General features: G+C 59.5%; 14 protein-coding genes and 3 pseudogenes. 7 read left to right on the top strand and 10 right to left on the bottom strand.

All coding sequences use genetic code 11. From position 1 onward, the window contains the following. Positions 1-170: 170 nt before the first annotated feature. The 3 genes and pseudogenes from J7E36_RS12375 to J7E36_RS12385 form a co-directional block, all read right to left on the bottom strand. Positions 171-818 carry an HvfC family RiPP maturation protein gene (locus J7E36_RS12375; RefSeq protein ID WP_231286341.1) on the bottom strand — a complete coding sequence of 216 codons (648 nt, stop codon included), beginning with the start codon at positions 816-818 and terminating at the stop codon, positions 171-173. Positions 819-877: 59 nt separating this feature from the next. Next, a pseudogene (locus tag J7E36_RS12380) lies at positions 878-1,516 on the bottom strand (DUF692 domain-containing protein); the annotation flags it as partial. A gap of 46 nt (positions 1,517-1,562) precedes the next feature. Then, complete coding sequence (locus tag J7E36_RS12385; RefSeq protein ID WP_215003248.1) at positions 1,563-2,078, bottom strand: HvfX family Cu-binding RiPP maturation protein; 516 nt, start codon at positions 2,076-2,078, stop codon at positions 1,563-1,565. Positions 2,079-2,403: 325 nt separating this feature from the next. Here J7E36_RS12385 and J7E36_RS12390 point away from each other — a divergent pair, with 325 nt between their 5' ends. Further along, on the top strand, positions 2,404-2,796 hold the full coding sequence (locus J7E36_RS12390) for a Rieske 2Fe-2S domain-containing protein (RefSeq protein ID WP_231286342.1): 393 nt from the start codon (positions 2,404-2,406) through the stop codon (positions 2,794-2,796). Here the strand turns inward: J7E36_RS12390 and J7E36_RS12395 are convergent. Further along, positions 2,769-3,218: an MFS transporter gene (locus tag J7E36_RS12395; protein ID WP_231286343.1), complete on the bottom strand. Its 450-nt coding sequence runs from the start codon at positions 3,216-3,218 to the stop codon at positions 2,769-2,771. The two genes, J7E36_RS12390 and J7E36_RS12395, sit on opposite strands and share 28 nt — an antisense overlap. Before the next feature lie 300 nt (positions 3,219-3,518). Here J7E36_RS12395 and J7E36_RS12400 point away from each other — a divergent pair, with 300 nt between their 5' ends. The 6 genes and pseudogenes from J7E36_RS12400 to J7E36_RS25295 all read left to right on the top strand — a co-directional run. Further along, positions 3,519-4,508, top strand: a complete 990-nt coding sequence (locus J7E36_RS12400) for an aldo/keto reductase (protein ID WP_215003250.1) — start codon at positions 3,519-3,521, stop codon at positions 4,506-4,508. Positions 4,509-4,562: 54 nt separating this feature from the next. Beyond that, the gene (locus tag J7E36_RS12405; protein ID WP_215003251.1) at positions 4,563-5,555 is read left to right on the top strand and encodes an aldo/keto reductase; all 993 of its coding nucleotides are present in this window, start codon (positions 4,563-4,565) and stop codon (positions 5,553-5,555) included. A gap of 25 nt (positions 5,556-5,580) precedes the next feature. Continuing rightward, the gene (locus J7E36_RS12410) at positions 5,581-6,060 is read left to right on the top strand and encodes a (R)-mandelonitrile lyase (protein ID WP_215003253.1); all 480 of its coding nucleotides are present in this window, start codon (positions 5,581-5,583) and stop codon (positions 6,058-6,060) included. Continuing rightward, on the top strand, positions 6,057-6,827 hold the full coding sequence (locus tag J7E36_RS12415) for a carboxymuconolactone decarboxylase family protein (RefSeq protein ID WP_215003256.1): 771 nt from the start codon (positions 6,057-6,059) through the stop codon (positions 6,825-6,827). The genes J7E36_RS12410 and J7E36_RS12415 overlap by 4 nt, the downstream gene beginning before the upstream one ends. 2 nt (positions 6,828-6,829) lie before the next feature. Next, positions 6,830-7,912 carry an alpha/beta hydrolase gene (locus J7E36_RS12420; protein ID WP_215003469.1) on the top strand — a complete coding sequence of 361 codons (1,083 nt, stop codon included), beginning with the start codon at positions 6,830-6,832 and terminating at the stop codon, positions 7,910-7,912. A 68-nt stretch (positions 7,913-7,980) separates the two neighbouring features. Next, positions 7,981-8,277 (top strand): annotated as a pseudogene (locus tag J7E36_RS25295) (alpha/beta hydrolase); the annotation flags it as partial. A gap of 42 nt (positions 8,278-8,319) precedes the next feature. Here J7E36_RS25295 and J7E36_RS12430 read toward each other — a convergent pair. From J7E36_RS12430 to paoA, 6 genes and pseudogenes are all read right to left on the bottom strand, one after another. Continuing rightward, a complete protein-coding gene (locus tag J7E36_RS12430; RefSeq protein WP_215003260.1) occupies positions 8,320-9,153 on the bottom strand; it encodes an SDR family oxidoreductase in 834 nt (277 codons plus the stop codon). 192 nt (positions 9,154-9,345) lie between these two features. After that, positions 9,346-10,182, bottom strand: coding sequence for an SDR family oxidoreductase (locus J7E36_RS12435; protein ID WP_215003262.1), 837 nt, complete (start codon positions 10,180-10,182; stop codon positions 9,346-9,348). 273 nt (positions 10,183-10,455) lie between these two features. Beyond that, a pseudogene (locus tag J7E36_RS12440) lies at positions 10,456-11,349 on the bottom strand (LysR family transcriptional regulator). A gap of 281 nt (positions 11,350-11,630) precedes the next feature. Continuing rightward, positions 11,631-13,829, bottom strand: coding sequence for an aldehyde oxidoreductase molybdenum-binding subunit PaoC (gene paoC / locus J7E36_RS12445; protein WP_215003264.1), 2,199 nt, complete (start codon positions 13,827-13,829; stop codon positions 11,631-11,633). Beyond that, on the bottom strand, positions 13,826-14,782 hold the full coding sequence (locus tag J7E36_RS12450) for an FAD binding domain-containing protein (protein WP_215003266.1): 957 nt from the start codon (positions 14,780-14,782) through the stop codon (positions 13,826-13,828). The genes paoC and J7E36_RS12450 overlap by 4 nt, the downstream gene beginning before the upstream one ends. Next, positions 14,779-15,414, bottom strand: a complete 636-nt coding sequence (gene paoA / locus J7E36_RS12455) for an aldehyde dehydrogenase iron-sulfur subunit PaoA (protein ID WP_215003268.1) — start codon at positions 15,412-15,414, stop codon at positions 14,779-14,781. The genes J7E36_RS12450 and paoA overlap by 4 nt, the downstream gene beginning before the upstream one ends. Between the last annotated feature and the right edge of the window lie 129 nt (positions 15,415-15,543).

Genomic DNA, 15,543 nt, shown 5'->3' on the forward strand with positions numbered 1-15,543 from the left:
TTCGACAAAAGAGCGGCATAGTTAGGCGACGCGACAACTACCTTGAAAAACGCCGATGTATCAGGGGAGAGAGGCATTTGTAAGCCAATCCCAAGACTTCGCATGCGGATACATAGAGATACAAAAACTGACCTCGGCTTTTGATCGTCAGTCAGGACAACAGCCTTAAATCAGTGTGTCGCTGACACGCCGACTGCAGCTTGTTCATGCAGCTGGCGCAGAAGAACGTGGGCGTCAGCAACGAAGCTGGTCACATCTGATGCACCAGCCTCTGCAGCCAAAGCGTGCAACTGCGCTCGACCGTCCATGTCCGGGAACTGCTCGATCCGCTGCAACAAACGGAATGCCAGCGGGCTGACCTCGGAGAACTGCACTTGACCACTCGGCACACGGCTGATCAGCAGCAACTTCGGTTGCTCTGGCGGCTCAAAAGGCAGGTGGCCTGGCCCGAGACGATTTACGTCCCAGGTGTAAGCCAGCGGCCAGACGAGCGGGGATAGCCGAAGGGGGCGGTCGAGTAACTGCGCCGCATCACTGGCCGTTAGCGGCGCAGCGTCCAATTGCTGCAGCGCCATCTCCACCCACTCGTAATGGGCCAATTCAGGTAAGAACGCGTACCAGGAATGTTCGTGACCAGGCGAGTCCTCCAGGCTCGCTACGAAGTCTACAAACTCGCGTGCAATTTCTCCGAAACGTGGCGTTTGCGCGCGGTAGTCACGCAAAAAACGTCGAACCAGCGCACGCCAACCAGTATCGCCCAGCACGGCCACCAGTACCGGAAACGTTCCACCCAACAAACTCAGGAGATTATTGAACACCAGGTTCAGATAGATCTCAAACTTGCAGTGGAGTCAGCCATCGACGGCCACACGCACCAAAGCACGCGTTCAGGTTCCAGGCCGGCCAGGAAAACTGCTGGATCAAACCGATGATTCACTGAGTTGACGTACACATTGTTGACGTCGAGCAAAAGGTCGCAATCAGCCTCGCGAAGTACTGCATTGGTGAAAGCAAGTTCGTCCATATCCTGATGAGCAGCGGCGTAGTAAGAGACGTTCTCTACAGCAAGACGGCGGCCGAGAATGTCCTGTGCACGACGGATACGCGCAGCAACGTGATGAACTGCCTCCTCAGTAAATGGCAACGGCAGCAGGTCATATAGGTGGCCGTCGTCACTGCAGTAACTCAGGTGTTCGCTATAAAACGGCACGTCGTAGCGATCGAGAAACCCGCGTACTTGCTCAAGAAAAGACTCGTCCAACGGCGCACTACCACCCAGCGAGAGTGACAGGCCATGGCATGACAGCGGGTAGCGTTCAGCTAGCAACTGCAAGGCCTCGCCATGAGCGCCGCCGATGCCAATCCAATTCTCCGGAGCAACTTCCAGAAAATCGAAATCCCCGACGGGAGCGTCACGAAGTGTTTTGAGAAGCGCACGGCGCAATCCGAGCCCAACGGTCGGCTTAAGCGGGGGCTGTGGGGCTGAACGTTCTGATGATGAAGTATTCGTTTGCATGAGCTTAATTCTCTTACTCGATGTATCTGACGAAAGCCATAACCATTCAGCGCCTATTCAAACGCTTGATACACCGATCGATGAATGCATCCAGGCTCAGCTTGCCGGCGCCCGTGAACAGCAGCGGCACAAGTGCTACGAGATAGATCAAAGGAAGTTTGAAATTGCCGTAGCCGTTGTTGCTGATGGAGTAGCCTCTGGCCAGTTCGCTCAATGTCGACCAGTCTGCTGGCCAGTGAACTGCAGCAGTTGCCACGACGGTGACCACTATGAGGATAAGTGCAGAGAGGCGTGTTCCCAGACCGACAAGCAAAGCAATCGAACAGAGCAGTTCTGCCCACATTGATAACTGCCAATTGAACGTAGCGGGCAGCTGATTAAAGGGAAAAGGAAAGGCACCTTGAATGCTTGGGAACCAGTTCTCACCGTTCCACTTTTCCCACCCCGCTTCAAAAAACTCCCACGCCAGAAAAACGCGCAGGCTTAAAGGGGCGATCCAGGCGCCAACGCCATCAAGATTAAGGTGCAGCCGCTTCAAGACCGATGACATAGTTGCTTGCATTGGTTTAAGCCTCCGAATTGTGGTCAAGAAAATGGAAGCACTTGAACTGCTCCCAATGAGAGGTGCCAGGCACGGGACGTACTGCGCTGGCCGTGACCGTAGTTGATCCTGTCGGTGTATCTCGCTTGTGTCTTGCGCCACAGCAAACTCAATGTTGTGTAACGCGTCCGCCTCCATACACACTTGGATACAGACCAATACCCGGCAATTAATGAGGAGAGGTTCGATTCATTCGAGATCTCACACCGAGCTGAACACCGTTGTCCGAAATGCGTCAAAGAAGGCTAAGCCACTCCCGTTCCCAGCCATTGAGTTCAACTTCCTGATGCTCGCAAACCTTTGGTATGTCTTCCTGCCATCCTCACAATTGACCGACGAACTTGCGGCAGTACGCTTGCTTGGCCAGCCGTTCGTTGCCTTTCGTGATGACAACGGGAAGGCAGATCTTCTATCCGATGTCTGCGCTCATCGTGGGGGCTCGCTTTCGGCCGGCATCAAAGTTGGGGAGAGCGTGCAGTGCCCTTACCACGGATGGCTGTTTGGAGCGGACGGCATTTGCACACATATCCCGGCACAACCGCATTTGCGCATTCCGGCTAAGGCGCGAGCCGATGCCTATCCCACACTTGAGCGCTACGGCTGGATCTGGGCGTTTCTCGGCGATCTGGACGCAAACCTTCTCGCATTACTTCACTGGAAACCGAACAGCCACCCGTAGGTCTGCGGGGATACTTGGTAAAAGTCGATATATGCGAAGGGGGGGCGACGATAAAGGCATAGGCACCGCCGTAGAAAAAAACCGCCCGATAATGCATAGCCGATTAAATGAGGATGGCGGATCAGTCGCCAATAAGCGACGAATGTATTGCGTCCAACGCGGTCGCTGATCGGCCCCCATATCAACTGGCCGAGGCTGAACCCGATCAGGAACGCGGAGAAGGTCAACTCAACGCCCGCTGAATCAGTCTGTAATGCGCGACCAATGGCGGGCAGGGTAGGTAGATACATATCAGTGGAAATCGAGGCGAACGACATCAACGCACTCAGGTTGAGCATCAACTGCAAGTTGTTGGTTTTGCGCGGCACGTCCGATGAACTGCCAGCGTTGAATTCTGTCTCGGCAGGACCAAGAGATGGCACGGAGTTCGCCTAGAGCCGGTAAGTAGCTCGCTAGCATAAGTGTTACTGAATGTTTGATTAAGCCTCTAATCCCGCAAGGGGAAATGAGCACTGCTCATGAATGTTGCGGTGAATCAACGGTTGCAGCGACGATGCTTTAGATTGATGAGTTCTCTTCATATGCCCTTGCCGATTTGCCTGGGTAGTCCGCTTGAACGTCCTCCCTTAACGTCTCCCCATCCAGGATGCAGGCGACTGACTGCAACCTTCCCCCTTTCTTGATTCACGGCTGGGGGTTCGCTCACGCTGGGAGAGAACACGATGCAAAAGCGCTATCTGGGCAACAGTTCTTTAGAGGTCTCGGCACTTGGCCTGGGTTGCATGGGCCTAAGCCATGGCTATGGTCCTGCTACTGATACCAAGGATGCTGTGTCGCTGATCCGCGCCGCCGTTGACATGGGCGTCACCTTTTTCGACACCGCGCAGGTGTATGGCCCCTACCTGAACGAAGAGGTGGTGGGCCAGGCGTTGGCGCCCGTGCGCGATCAGGTGGTGATCGCCACCAAATTTGGTTTCACCTTTGGCGAGGACAACAGTCAACAGATTCTCAACAGCCGCCCGGAGCATATTCGCGAGGCTGTCGAGGGTTCGCTGCGTCGGCTCAGGACCGACTGCATCGATCTTCTTTACCAGCATCGGGTCGACCCGGATGTACCCATCGAAGACGTCGCGGGTACCGTCAAAGCGCTGATCGCCGAAGGCAAGGTCAAGCACTTCGGCCTCTCGGAAGCAGGCGCACAGACCATCCGTCGGGCGCACGCCGTGCAACCGGTCACGGCGCTGCAAAGTGAATATTCGATGTGGTGGCGGGAGCCCGAATTGGATGTTTTCCCAACCCTCTCCGAACTGGGCATCGGCTTCGTACCGTTTAGCCCGTTGGGCAAAGGTTTTCTCACCGGCGCTATTTCAGCCGACACATCGTTTGGCAGCGATGACTTTCGCAGCATCGTTCCACGCTTTGGCCAGGAGGCGCTGCAGGCCAATCAGAACCTGGTCATTCGGCTGCGTGAGATCGCCGCGCAAAAAGAAGTAACGCCTGCGCAGATCGCTCTCGCCTGGCTGCTCGCCCAGGCGCCGTGCATCGTTCCGATTCCGGGGACGACCAAGCTGCATCGTCTTAAAGAAAACATTGGCAGTGCGTCGGTCAACCTTACCGATGCGGAGCTGGAGGCCATCACCTGCGCCTTGTCGCAGATCAGCATTCAAGGTGACCGCTACCCCGAGTCGCTTAAAGCGCGTGTCGGACGCTAAGCGATGCGCGTTATCGATCCGCTGCGTCCCCCAATCTCTAAGCTGGAGACAGTCATGAAAACCCGCATTTTGGGCAACGGCCTGGAAGTGTCCGCACTCGGTCTTGGCTGCATGAACATGACCCAGGTCTACGGCCCGGCCGCCGACAAACAGGACATGATCAAGCTGATCCGCACCGCCCACGACCGTGGCGTGAACCTGTTCGACACCGCCGAGGCCTACGGACCGTTCAGCAATGAAGAGCTGCTCGGTGAAGCCCTGCGGCCAATCCGCGACCAGGTCGTGATCGCCACCAAGTTTGGCTTCGATATCGATTTGATTTCCGGTGCCCGAGGGGCTGGGCTCAACAGTCGACCGGAGCATATCCGCGCAGTGGCTGACGCCGCATTGAAGCGCCTGCGCACCGACCGTATCGATCTGTTCTACCAACATCGTGTCGATCCTGCGGTCCCCATCGAAGAGGTCGCAGGCACCCTCAAAGACCTGATCGCTGAAGGCAAGGTCAAACACGTTGGCCTCTCTGAAGCCAGTGTCGAGACGATCCGCCGCGCCCACGCGGTGCAGCCGCTGTCTGCGGTGCAGAGTGAGTACTCGTTGTTCTGGCGTGGCCCTGAGCAAGAGCTGCTGCCCGTGTTGGAGGAGTTGGGCATCGGCTTCGTGCCGTTCAGCCCACTTGGCGCCGGTTTTCTCACCGGCAAGATCGATGAGAACACTCGGTTTGATGCGTCGGACTTCCGTAACTTCGTGCCGCGTTTCTCCTCGGAGGCACGCAAGGCCAACTTGGCCTTGGTCGAGGTGATAAAGGCCGTCGCACAGCGCAAGAACGCCACGCCTGCCCAAGTGGCCTTGGCTTGGCTGCTGGCCCAGAAGCCCTGGATCGTGCCAATCCCCGGCACGACGAAACAGCACCGACTGGATGAAAACCTTGGCGCTATCGAGCTCGAATTGAGCGGCGATGACCTGCGCGCGATCCATGAGCAGATTTCGCAGATCCAGGTCCTTGGCGAACGCCTGCCTGAGGCCGTACTAAAGATGACGGGGCTTTGATCCGTCCTCATTGGGAGCTATACCTATGAATCCCCTGATCGCCCCGCTGGTTGCCTTTTCTCTGATGGCAGGCGAAGCAACAGCCGAGGAAACCAAGGAAGTGCGCGTCACCCGTATTGGCTCCCAGCCTTCCGTTCAAGGTCCTGCTGAGAACTTCACAGGCACCGTACGGGTTGATGGCCTGTTCAAGGGCGATACGCCCGCACGCATTGGCGGCGGTACAGTCACCTTTGAGCCTGGCGCACGCACCGCTTGGCATACCCACCCGCTGGGCCAGACGCTCATCGTCACCGCTGGCGTGGGCTATGTGCAGGAGGAAGGCGGTGCCCGCCAGGAAATTCGCCCAGGCGACACCGTATGGATTCCCGCCAACGTGCGTCACTGGCATGGGGCTACCGCCACCACAGCCATGACCCATATCGCGTTGGCGGAATCCCTGGATGGCAGCGCCGTTACCTGGGGCGCCAAGGTCTCCGATGCCGAGTACGCAGGCGCGCCGAAATGACTTCGTATCGCGAAACCCGCTCCCTGGCCGCGCTCTTGGCATTGTGCCTTGGCTTGGGTGAGGTTCCCGGCGTTATCGCCCAAGACGGCGTGGCACAGCCCGCCACCGCCAACGCAGCACCGCCCTGCGAAGTATTGTCGAGCAAGCAGCAGGCCATTCCACTGATTGCTGCGTTTATGGCATCCAGCGACATGCCCCGCCTTAATCAGGCGTTGAATCAAGGATTGGATGCGGGCCTGACCATCTTTGAAGCCAAGGAAATTCTGGTGCAGCTCTATGCGTACGCCGGGTTCCCACGCAGCCTGAATGCGCTGGGCGAACTGATGAAAGTCGTTGATGCGCGCAAAGCGCGAGGTATTCAGGATGCCCCAGGTCGCGAACCCAGCCTGCCCATCCCAACGGGCCAGGCGTTGGTTGAGATCGGTACCGTTAACCAGACCCGCATATCGGGTGGTCCAGTGAAAGGTCCGGTGTTCGACTTTGCGCCGGTCATCAACCAGTACCTGCAGGCCCATCTGTTCGGCGACATCTTCGAGCGCGACAACCTGGATTGGCAAGGCCGTGAACTGGCCACCGTCGGCGCTTTGGCAGCGACACCGGGTGCCGAGCCGCAGTTGCGCTCCCATATGCTGGCGAGCATGCGGGTCGGCTTGAGTGCTGGCCAACTGCGCCAAGTGACCGAAGTACTCGCCAAACACGCAGGCGAAGCAGTCGCCCAGCGTGCAAGGGCTGCGCTGACTCAAGCCCTTGCGGCATCGGGCAATTGAAGATGAAGAGCACAGGGAACGTTCTAATCCTCGCTATCACGTGCCTGCTTGCAGCCTGTGCGACGCCTACCCGCAACCCAGGCAACACTGCCGCGCCGATGCAGATTAAGGAGCAGGGCAGCTTCGCCGCCGGCGGCACCCTGATCACGACACCGGGTACGTTCGACCCGCACAAGCCCATGTTGCCCGATGGCCAAACCTACCATGGCGATCACGCCTATGTGTTTTACCAGGTGCCGGTCAACGCGCGAAAACTACCGATCGTCATGTGGCACGGCGCCGGCCAGTTTTCCAAAACCTGGGAAACCACAGCCGATGGCCGTGAAGGCTTCCAGAACATTTTCCTGCGCCGTCAGTTCAGCGTGTACCTGGTCGACCAACCCCGCCGCGGCAATGCCGGTCGCAGCATGGTAGAAGCGACGCTCAAGCCCACGCCGGACGAACAGCTGTGGTTCAACCAGTTCCGCATCGGTTTGTGGCCCAACTATTTTGACGGCGTGCAGGCCGCACGCGATGAGCAAACGCGCGACCAGTTCTTTCGCGCCATGACCCCCAACACCGGGCCGTTCGATATGGGCGTGGTTTCCGATGGCGTATCCGCGGCGTTCAACCGGGTCGGCCCCGGCATCTTGTTCACTCACTCCCAGGGCGGCGGCCCCGGCTGGCTCACCGCGATCAAGAACGACAAGGTGAGGGCCATCGTCGCGTTCGAGCCGGGGAGCAGCTTCGTCTTTCCTTCAGGAGAAGTCCCGGCACCGATACCCAGTGCCTTCGACACGGTACAAGGCACCGAGGTGCCGATGAGCCAGTTCATGGCATTGACGCGGATTCCGATCCTGATCCTCTACGGCGACAACATCCCCGATCATGCCATCGACCTACCGGCTCAAGACAGCTGGCGAGCCCGGCTCGCGATGGCTCGACTGTGGCGCGACAGCGTTAACAGACATGGCGGTGATGTGAGGCTGATTCACCTTCCCGAAGTGGGCATCAAGGGCAACACGCACTTTCTTATGTCAGACCTGAACAACGTCCAGATCGCGGACTTGGTGGCCAAGTTCCTTGCTGAGAAGCGTCTGGATTGACCTGGACTGATGGTCTGGCGAATCAGAAAAATCCTGCTGTTCACACTTCAATCGTTTGGAGAAAACGTGTGAGAAGCACTGCGCTCAAAGCCACATTCATGGCCGCGCTGGTCGGCATTTCGGCTGGCAAGAGCATGGCGGCTGACTACAGGAGGAACCCGTTCACGCTGGTCTAGGCCGGTGCGCTTAGCAAGAATGAGCCGGGCAAGGTCAACATCCATCCGGTGACCTACCAGCTGGGCGACCTGGACATCGTCGCCAACGGCTACACTCCGGCCAGCTACGACCCGCAAAGGGCCTATCCCACCGTTGTATGCACAGCGCCTGGCCGAACAAATCGCGTGCTTGGGCATCAGCGCCAGCGCGACCGGATTGTCGGCTCGCTGTGATACCGGGGGCGTCGTCTGTCAACCCGGGGTTTGCAGTTTGCCCGCGCGCATCGCAGCGATCACGCCGCCATCGATCAGCAAATCGCTGCCGGTGATGAAGCCGGCGTCGGGACCCAGCAGGAACGCAGCACTGATGGCGACTTCTTCTGGCGGTGCCATCCGTTTCGCGGGCGAAGCGGTGACCATGGTGCGGTACATGTCGCCGATGTCGGAGTTCAATTCATGCTGTGCCAGGGGCGTGACGATGATGCCTGGACTGATCGAGTTCACCCGTGCGCCACGCTCACCCCAACGGATAGCCGAGGCTTGCACGCGAAGATGATTGGCGCGTTTGGCGATCATGTAGGCAACCAGAGAGTTGGGCACGGCGTCCGCTTGCAGGAAGGGCAAGCCGAGCAGTTCTTCGGTGGGCGTATACGCCAGGGCCCGATCCTGCTCCGGGGGCAACGCCGGCATCATGTGTCCCGCCATGCTGGAAATCACCAGGGCGGATCCGCCTGGTGCGATGACGTTTTCGAACTCATCGAACACCAACGCCGAACCATAGAGGTCCACTTTCAGGATCTGCTCGACCGACGCCATATTGGGTGAAACGCCAGCGGTGTTGATGACCTGGACCACGTTACCGAGCGCAGCAGCGGCACGGGCGAGTGCCTGTACCGACTCGCGCGAGGATACGTCGACTGGGTGTGTTGCAACGGCATAGCTGGCATTGCGCATGTCCTGGGCGGCGGCGCTCAATGTCTTCTCATTGAAGTCGGCCAGAAGCACGGTTTTGCCGAACCCCTGACGACGGGCGATTGCCAGGCCGATCCCGCCGGCGCCAATAACGACAACGACTTCTTTAGTCATTTCCTTTTCCAATGGGGTGATGCGTTGTGTACAAGAGAGAGAAGGGGGCAGGTGTCTGGTTTTCGATATCCGCAGGTGTGGATGTGGATGTCCACCTGCTTCCAGGCACTGGTCTTCCCGGCGATGACGCGATCCCGCCGAGGGAATCGCGTAGGTACCAGACGGTTGAACCGTCAAGGACGACGAGGCTGACTAGCTGGGCGCCAGGTCGCCATACCAGTAAGCTGCCGTCACGCCGCCGTCCATGAGGAAGTCGCTGCCGGTGATGAAAGTGCCTTCCGGCCCCATGAGCAACGCGCCAACTGCAGCCACCTCGTCCGGGGTGCCACCGCGTCCAGCGGCGCTGCGATCGATCATGTTCCGGTAACCTTCGCCGCGAGGGCCGCTCAGCTCATCCCGTGCCAGCGGCGTGAAAATAATGCCCGGGCTGATGGTATTGACCCGCGCGCCTCGTTTACCCCAACGTACCGCCTCAGCCATCACGCGCAATGAGTTGCCACGTTTGGATACCTGATAGGCGTGCAGAGGATCGGTAATCTGGTCGGGTTGCAACATAGGCAGGGTTAGCAGATCGTCCACGGGTGTTATCGCCAGTGCCTTGTTCTGTTCCGCCGTCAACGCAGGCAAGCGGTGGCCGGCTTGTGAAGCGATGACCACGGCCGAGCCGCCTTCGGCGATGACGGTGCCGAACTCTTCCAGCACCACCGCGGTGCCGTAGAGATCGACCCGCAGGATGGTGGCGACCGGGGCCTGGGAAGGGGAAACACCAGCGGCATGAATGACCCCGGTGACCTCTCCGATTGCGGTAGCTGTACGCACCAGCGCTTGTACGGACTGGCGAGAAGAGATGTCCACTGTCGTGGTGGTGACCTCAAATCCGGCATCGAGCAAGACCTTTGCAGCCGCATCGGCGTTCTCCTGCTTCAGATCTGCCAACACCACATGTTTTCCGGCACTGACTCGCCGGGCAATGGCTTGGCCGATCGAGCCCGGGCCGATGACAACGACGACGTTCTTGCTGTTCTTCATGAACTCATTCCTGAAGGTGAGACTTGGATGGTTGGCCAAGAGCGCCTCTTGTGGGTTGTATCACCTTATATCGCTGTCCATGGCGCAACAATACGGCCCCTGGTGCATAGCTTGATGAGGAGAATTCATTAATGATGCGTGCGGATGTGCCTGGTCGCAGGTATCCACCTCATTGATGACGTCCAGTCTGCGCGGGCGGCGCGCGATGAGTCCGGGGAGAACGTTGCTCTGGGCTGCTTCATCGCGCCGTGCCGCGCGGAAACGGCGCGGCAATCAGCCTCGATAACGCAAGGCATCCAGCAACAGCGCGAACGCAGGGGATGTCTGGCGACGGTTGGGGTAATAGAGATGGAAGCCCACGAAAGGTGCACACCAGTCGTCCAGTACCTGCACCAGATCTCCCGCGGCAATATGCGGCGCGACCATGTCCTCGGGAATGTAGCTCAGGCCGAAGCCGTCAAGTGCGGCATCGAGCAGTTGGTAAGCGCCGTTGTAGGTCACTTGGCCCGACACTCGAACATTGAGGCTTTCCTCGCCTTTTTTGAACTCCCAGGCGTACAAGCCGCCATTGGTAGGAAGGCGCAGGTTATTGCAACGATGCTGTGTCAGGTCGCGGGGTGTCGAGGGTACTGGGCAATTGGCAAAGTAGGCGGGGGATCCGACGACCAACATGCGCATGTCTGGCCCGATTCGAGTGGCGATCATGCCCTGAGCCACATCTTCACCCAAGCGCACCCCCGCATCGAAACCCTATGCGGCAATATCGACAAAACTGTAGTCACAACAAACCTCGACCGAAATGTCGGGGTACTTGGGCAGGAATGTTTTCAGTACGGGCCTGAGGATAAATTCCAGCGCGTGGTCCATCGCGTTGATACGGATTGTCCCCGTGGGTTTGTCCCGCAGATCGCTCAGCGCCGCCAGTTGGATCTCCACCTGGTCGAAGTGCGGCCCAATCGTCTCAACCAGATGCCGACCGGCTTCAGTCGGTGAAACGCTGCGGGTCGTGCGCGTCAGCAAGCGCAACCCCAGGCGTGCTTCGAGGCTGCGAATCGTGTGGCTCAGCGCTGACTGGGAAACCCCTAGCTTGGCGGCCGCCTTGGTAAAGCTGCGTTCCCGCGCCACAGCCAGGAAGGCGAGCAGGTCATTGGCATTTTCTCGCAGCATTAATGAGCGTTCCGCATAAGTTTTCCTGATTCTAGTGACTAATTTTAATAGCGCACGGCGGATAGAGTGAGCGGTATCTATCGCTGCAAACGCCGTGCGTGTCGATGCGCCCTTCAAGGGGCGGAGCAGGACTGGCACACCCATCCGCATCGCCATTGCCGAAGTACTGGACCGAAAAGTGGTGGACTGGATGGAGCAGATCAGGGCCGGGACGACCCCGACGGGCAATGACGCGAGGCTGGAACGACCCTGATCGCCATGATCGTTCCAGGCTGTATCGATCAGATCATCGGCGGTAACTTATCCAGCAATTTGTCCAGGGTGATCGGGTATTCCCGGACCCGCACGCCGGTGGCGTTGTACACCGCGTTGGCAATTGCCGCACTCACGCCACACAAGCCCAGCTCACCGACCCCCTTGGCTTTCATTGGAGAGGAATACTCGTCGGTTTCGTCGAGGAAAATCACTTCCTGATGGGGGATGTCTGCATGGACCGGTACTTCATACCCGGCCAGATCGTGATTGACGAAAAAACCCTGGCGTTTGTCCACCGCCAACTCTTCCATCAACGCCGCGCCTACTCCCATGGTCATGGCGCCGATCACTTGGCTGCGGGCTGAGGTCGGGTTGAGTATTCGACCCGCCGCGCACACGGCCAACATGCGCCGTACACGGACTTCGCCGGTGGCACTGTCGACCGCGACTTCAACGAAGTGGGCGCCAAAGGTTGACTGTACGTATTGCTTGTTGAGCCCACCGAACTCGATGGAATCCTCGGCGACCAGCTCACCAGTGCGTGCGGCGGCGCCCAGGGGCAGATGCTGGTCGCCGACGCTCACCTGTCCGTCACGGAACTGCGCCTGTAGCACGTCCATGCCCAGGCGTTGCGCAACGGCTTCGCGCAGTTTCACGCAGGCGGCGTAGACGCCAGCTGTCGAGCAATTGGCGCCGAACTGGCCACCGGAACCGGCGGATACCGGAAAGCTCGAATCCCCCAGACGCACGACTACCTTGTCGAGGGGCAAGCCCATCATCTCGGCAGCGGTCTGGGCAATGATCGTGTAGCTGCCCGTGCCGATGTCGGTCATGTCGGTTTCCACGGTAACGATGCCCTGGTCATTGAGCCGGACCCGTGCCCCGGACTTCACCAATTGATTGGCGCGAATGGCGGCACCGACGCCCATGCCGATGAACCAGCGTCCATCGCGTTGCGCCCCTGGTTGCCGATGTCGCTGGCTCCAGCCGAATCGCTCGGCCCCGGTTCTAAGGCATTCAACCAGTTGCCGCTGGGAGAAGCGTCGTTCGGGTTTGACCGGATCGACCTGGGTGTCGTTGAGAGTGCGGAACTCGATGGGGTCGATGCTGAGCTTTTCGGCCATCTCGTCCATGGCTATTTCCAAGGCCATCAGGCCAGGGGTTTCTCCCGGTGCGCGCATGGCGTTGCCTTCCGGCAGATCGAGGACGGACAGGCGCGCCGTGACGCGTCGGTTGGCGCCGGCATACAGCAACTGACTGGGCTGCGCAGCCCGTTCGACCTTGCCGCCAGGCAGGTCCCCGGACCAGCTTTCATGGCCCATGGCGGTGATTTTACCGTCACGGTTGGCGCCAATCCGAATGCGCTGGATAGTCGCCGGGCGATGGGTGCTGTTGTTGATCATAAGCGGCCGACTCAGCGCGACTTTCACCGGCCGACCTGACAGGCGTGAGCCAATAGCGGCGAGCACCGCGTCCGATCGGATGAACAGCTTGCCGCCGAAGCCGCCACCAATGTAAGGCGAGATCAGGCGTACGTTTTGCTTGGGCAGGCCGAGGGTGGCCGCGAGGTCGGTGACGGACCAGTCGATCATTTGGTTGGAGGTCCAGACCGTCACCCGATCACCTTTCCAACTGGCCATCGAGGCAAAGGGTTCCATCATGGCGTGGGTTTGATCGGGCGTGGTGTAGGTCGCGTCCAGTTGTACGGGCGCGGCGGCAAATGCACCGTCGAAATCGCCATGCAGGCTGTCGGCCAATTGTTCCTTGGACTCGACTCCCAAGTCGCGAACGCTGGCCAGATCAAACACGCCGTCGTGGCGTGAATAGCTGACCTTCACCCGTTGGGCGGCACCGCGTGCTTGCTCGAAGGTCTCCGCCACCACCATGGCCACGGCCTGATGATAGTGCTGGATCTCAGGCCCACCCAGCAGCCTGGCAGTGTTGAATTTGCCTTTGCCCAGCTTGCCCGCGTTGGCGGCGGTGACGATGACGATGACCCCCGGTGCCGACTCGGCATCCGACAGGTCCATGGAAGTAATGCGACCCTTGGCGATGGCTGAGCCGATGACATAGCCATAGGCCTGGTTTGCCACGGCGTCATGATGCTCGTAGGCGTAAGGGGCCCGCCCGCAGGTCTTCAGGGAGCCTTCGATCCGGACTGTTGGCTTGCCGACCACTTTCATCTGGTCGATGGGGTTGGTCGCGGCAGGGGTATCGAATTTCATGCCTGGGTCCTCGCTTGCGCTATCACCGAGGCGAGTGTTCGTTCCACCAGGGTCAGCTTGAATGCGTTTTCATGGGTGGGGGTGGCGTCGGCCAGTAATCGTTGGGTCACCGCTTTCGCCCCGCTGGGCAGCACCGATTCGGCCGCTTCCACGCGCCATGGCTTATGCGCGACGCCGCCCAGCGCGACGCGCCCGGTGCCGTCCGATTGAATCACCGCACCAACCGAAACCAGCGCGAACGCATAGGAGGAGCGGTCACGTACCTTCTGGTAAATATGCGTGCCCCCAATGGGCGCCGGCAGGGTAACGGCGGTGATCAGCTCATTGGGCGCCAGGGCGGTTTCGATATTGGGGGTATTGCCGGGCAAGCGATGGAAGTCCGCCATGGCAATGACCCGCGTCGTACCGTCCGGGCGCACGGTTTCAACCTGGGCATCGAGGGCGCGCAGGGCGATGGCCATGTCGCTGGGGTGGGTCGCGATGCAGGCGTCGCTGACCCCGATGATCGCCGATTGCCGACTGAAGCCTCCGATGGCCGCGCAACCACTGCCAGGTTGGCGTTTGTTGCACGCTTGGTAGGTGTCGTAGAAGTAAGGGCAGCGGGTACGTTGCAGCAGGTTGCCGGCGGTGGTGGCCGCGTTGCGCAACTGGCCTGACGCTCCGGCGAGCAACGCCCGGGACAGCAGGCCGTAGTCCTTTCTGATCCGCGCATCGGCGGCCAGGTCGGTGTTGCGCACCAGTGCGCCAATCCTCAGGCCGCCCTCGGATGTGGCCTCGATGCGGTCCAGCTCCAGTCCGTTGACGTCGATTACGTGCGTGGGCGTCTCGATCTCCAGCTTCATCAAGTCCAGCAGGTTGGTGCCGCCGGCAATGAACCGCGAACCACTGACCTGGGCCGCCAACGCAGCGGCTTCCGCCGGGGATTTGGCACGTAGATATGTAAAAGGTCTCATACGTTGACCTCCGCGACTTCGCTGATCGCCTCGATGATGTTGGAGTACGCCCCGCAGCGGCAGATATTGCCGCTCATGCGTTCCTGGAATTCGCTGGCGATCAGTTGGGGGGCAGCGGTGAGGCTGGCGCTGGCGTGGCTGGGAATGCCCTGACGAATTTCATCGAGCATCGCCACGGCGGAACAGATCTGTCCTGGCGTGCAATAGCCACATTGATAGCCATCGTGTTTGACGAACGCCGCTTGCATCGCATGCAGTTTGTCCGGCGTGCCGAGGCCTTCAATGGTGATGATCTTCGAGCCTTCGTGCATAACCGCAAGGGTCAAGCAGGAATTGACACGCCGACCGTCGACGATGACTGTACAGGCACCGCACTGGCCATGGTCACAACCTTTCTTGGTGCCGGTCAGCTTGAGATTTTCCCGCAAGACGTCGAGCAGGGTGGTGCGGGTATCCACGTCCATCGCCCGGGGCTGACCATTGACGGTCAGCCCCACCATGGCCTGGATCGGTCGCGTCAGGTTCGCCGCAGAGGCTTTGGCGCTGATGAAGGGTGGAAGGGCCACCGTCGCGGCCGTCACCGCGCCGACGATCATAAAGGTGCGTCGGGATATGTTCAGCAGGTCGTCCATTGATTCTATTCCCGGTTTCGGCAGCGGTTTAGGGGTGGACAAGGCAGGCGGTGCGGGTCTTTGTCGCCCGATACGCTAGTCCTGGCCACTACTCATCAGAAAAAGTGACTCCCATGCTCGCAGATTGTT

Origin of the sequence: Pseudomonas fluorescens (assembly GCF_018614775.1) — a bacterium.
GTDB classification, from domain to species: domain Bacteria; phylum Pseudomonadota; class Gammaproteobacteria; order Pseudomonadales; family Pseudomonadaceae; genus Aquipseudomonas; species Aquipseudomonas fluorescens_BY.

Bases quoted from the DNA above. Each gene is read 5' to 3' on its own strand.
- J7E36_RS12385 (WP_215003248.1), bottom strand. From the start codon at position 2,078: ATGCAAGCAACTATGTCATCGGTCTTGAAGCGGCTGCACCTTAATCTT.
- J7E36_RS12430 (WP_215003260.1), bottom strand. From the start codon at position 9,153: ATGACTAAAGAAGTCGTTGTCGTTATTGGCGCCGGCGGGATCGGCCTG.
- J7E36_RS12435 (WP_215003262.1), bottom strand. From the start codon at position 10,182: ATGAAGAACAGCAAGAACGTCGTCGTTGTCATCGGCCCGGGCTCGATC.
- J7E36_RS12415 (WP_215003256.1), top strand. From the start codon at position 6,057: ATGACTTCGTATCGCGAAACCCGCTCCCTGGCCGCGCTCTTGGCATTG.
- J7E36_RS12400 (WP_215003250.1), top strand. From the start codon at position 3,519: ATGCAAAAGCGCTATCTGGGCAACAGTTCTTTAGAGGTCTCGGCACTT.
- J7E36_RS12390 (WP_231286342.1), top strand. From the start codon at position 2,404: ATGCTCGCAAACCTTTGGTATGTCTTCCTGCCATCCTCACAATTGACC.
- J7E36_RS12450 (WP_215003266.1), bottom strand. From the start codon at position 14,782: ATGAGACCTTTTACATATCTACGTGCCAAATCCCCGGCGGAAGCCGCT.
- J7E36_RS12405 (WP_215003251.1), top strand. From the start codon at position 4,563: ATGAAAACCCGCATTTTGGGCAACGGCCTGGAAGTGTCCGCACTCGGT.
- paoC (WP_215003264.1), bottom strand. From the start codon at position 13,829: ATGAAATTCGATACCCCTGCCGCGACCAACCCCATCGACCAGATGAAA.
- J7E36_RS12410 (WP_215003253.1), top strand. From the start codon at position 5,581: ATGAATCCCCTGATCGCCCCGCTGGTTGCCTTTTCTCTGATGGCAGGC.
- J7E36_RS12420 (WP_215003469.1), top strand. From the start codon at position 6,830: ATGAAGAGCACAGGGAACGTTCTAATCCTCGCTATCACGTGCCTGCTT.
- paoA (WP_215003268.1), bottom strand. From the start codon at position 15,414: ATGGACGACCTGCTGAACATATCCCGACGCACCTTTATGATCGTCGGC.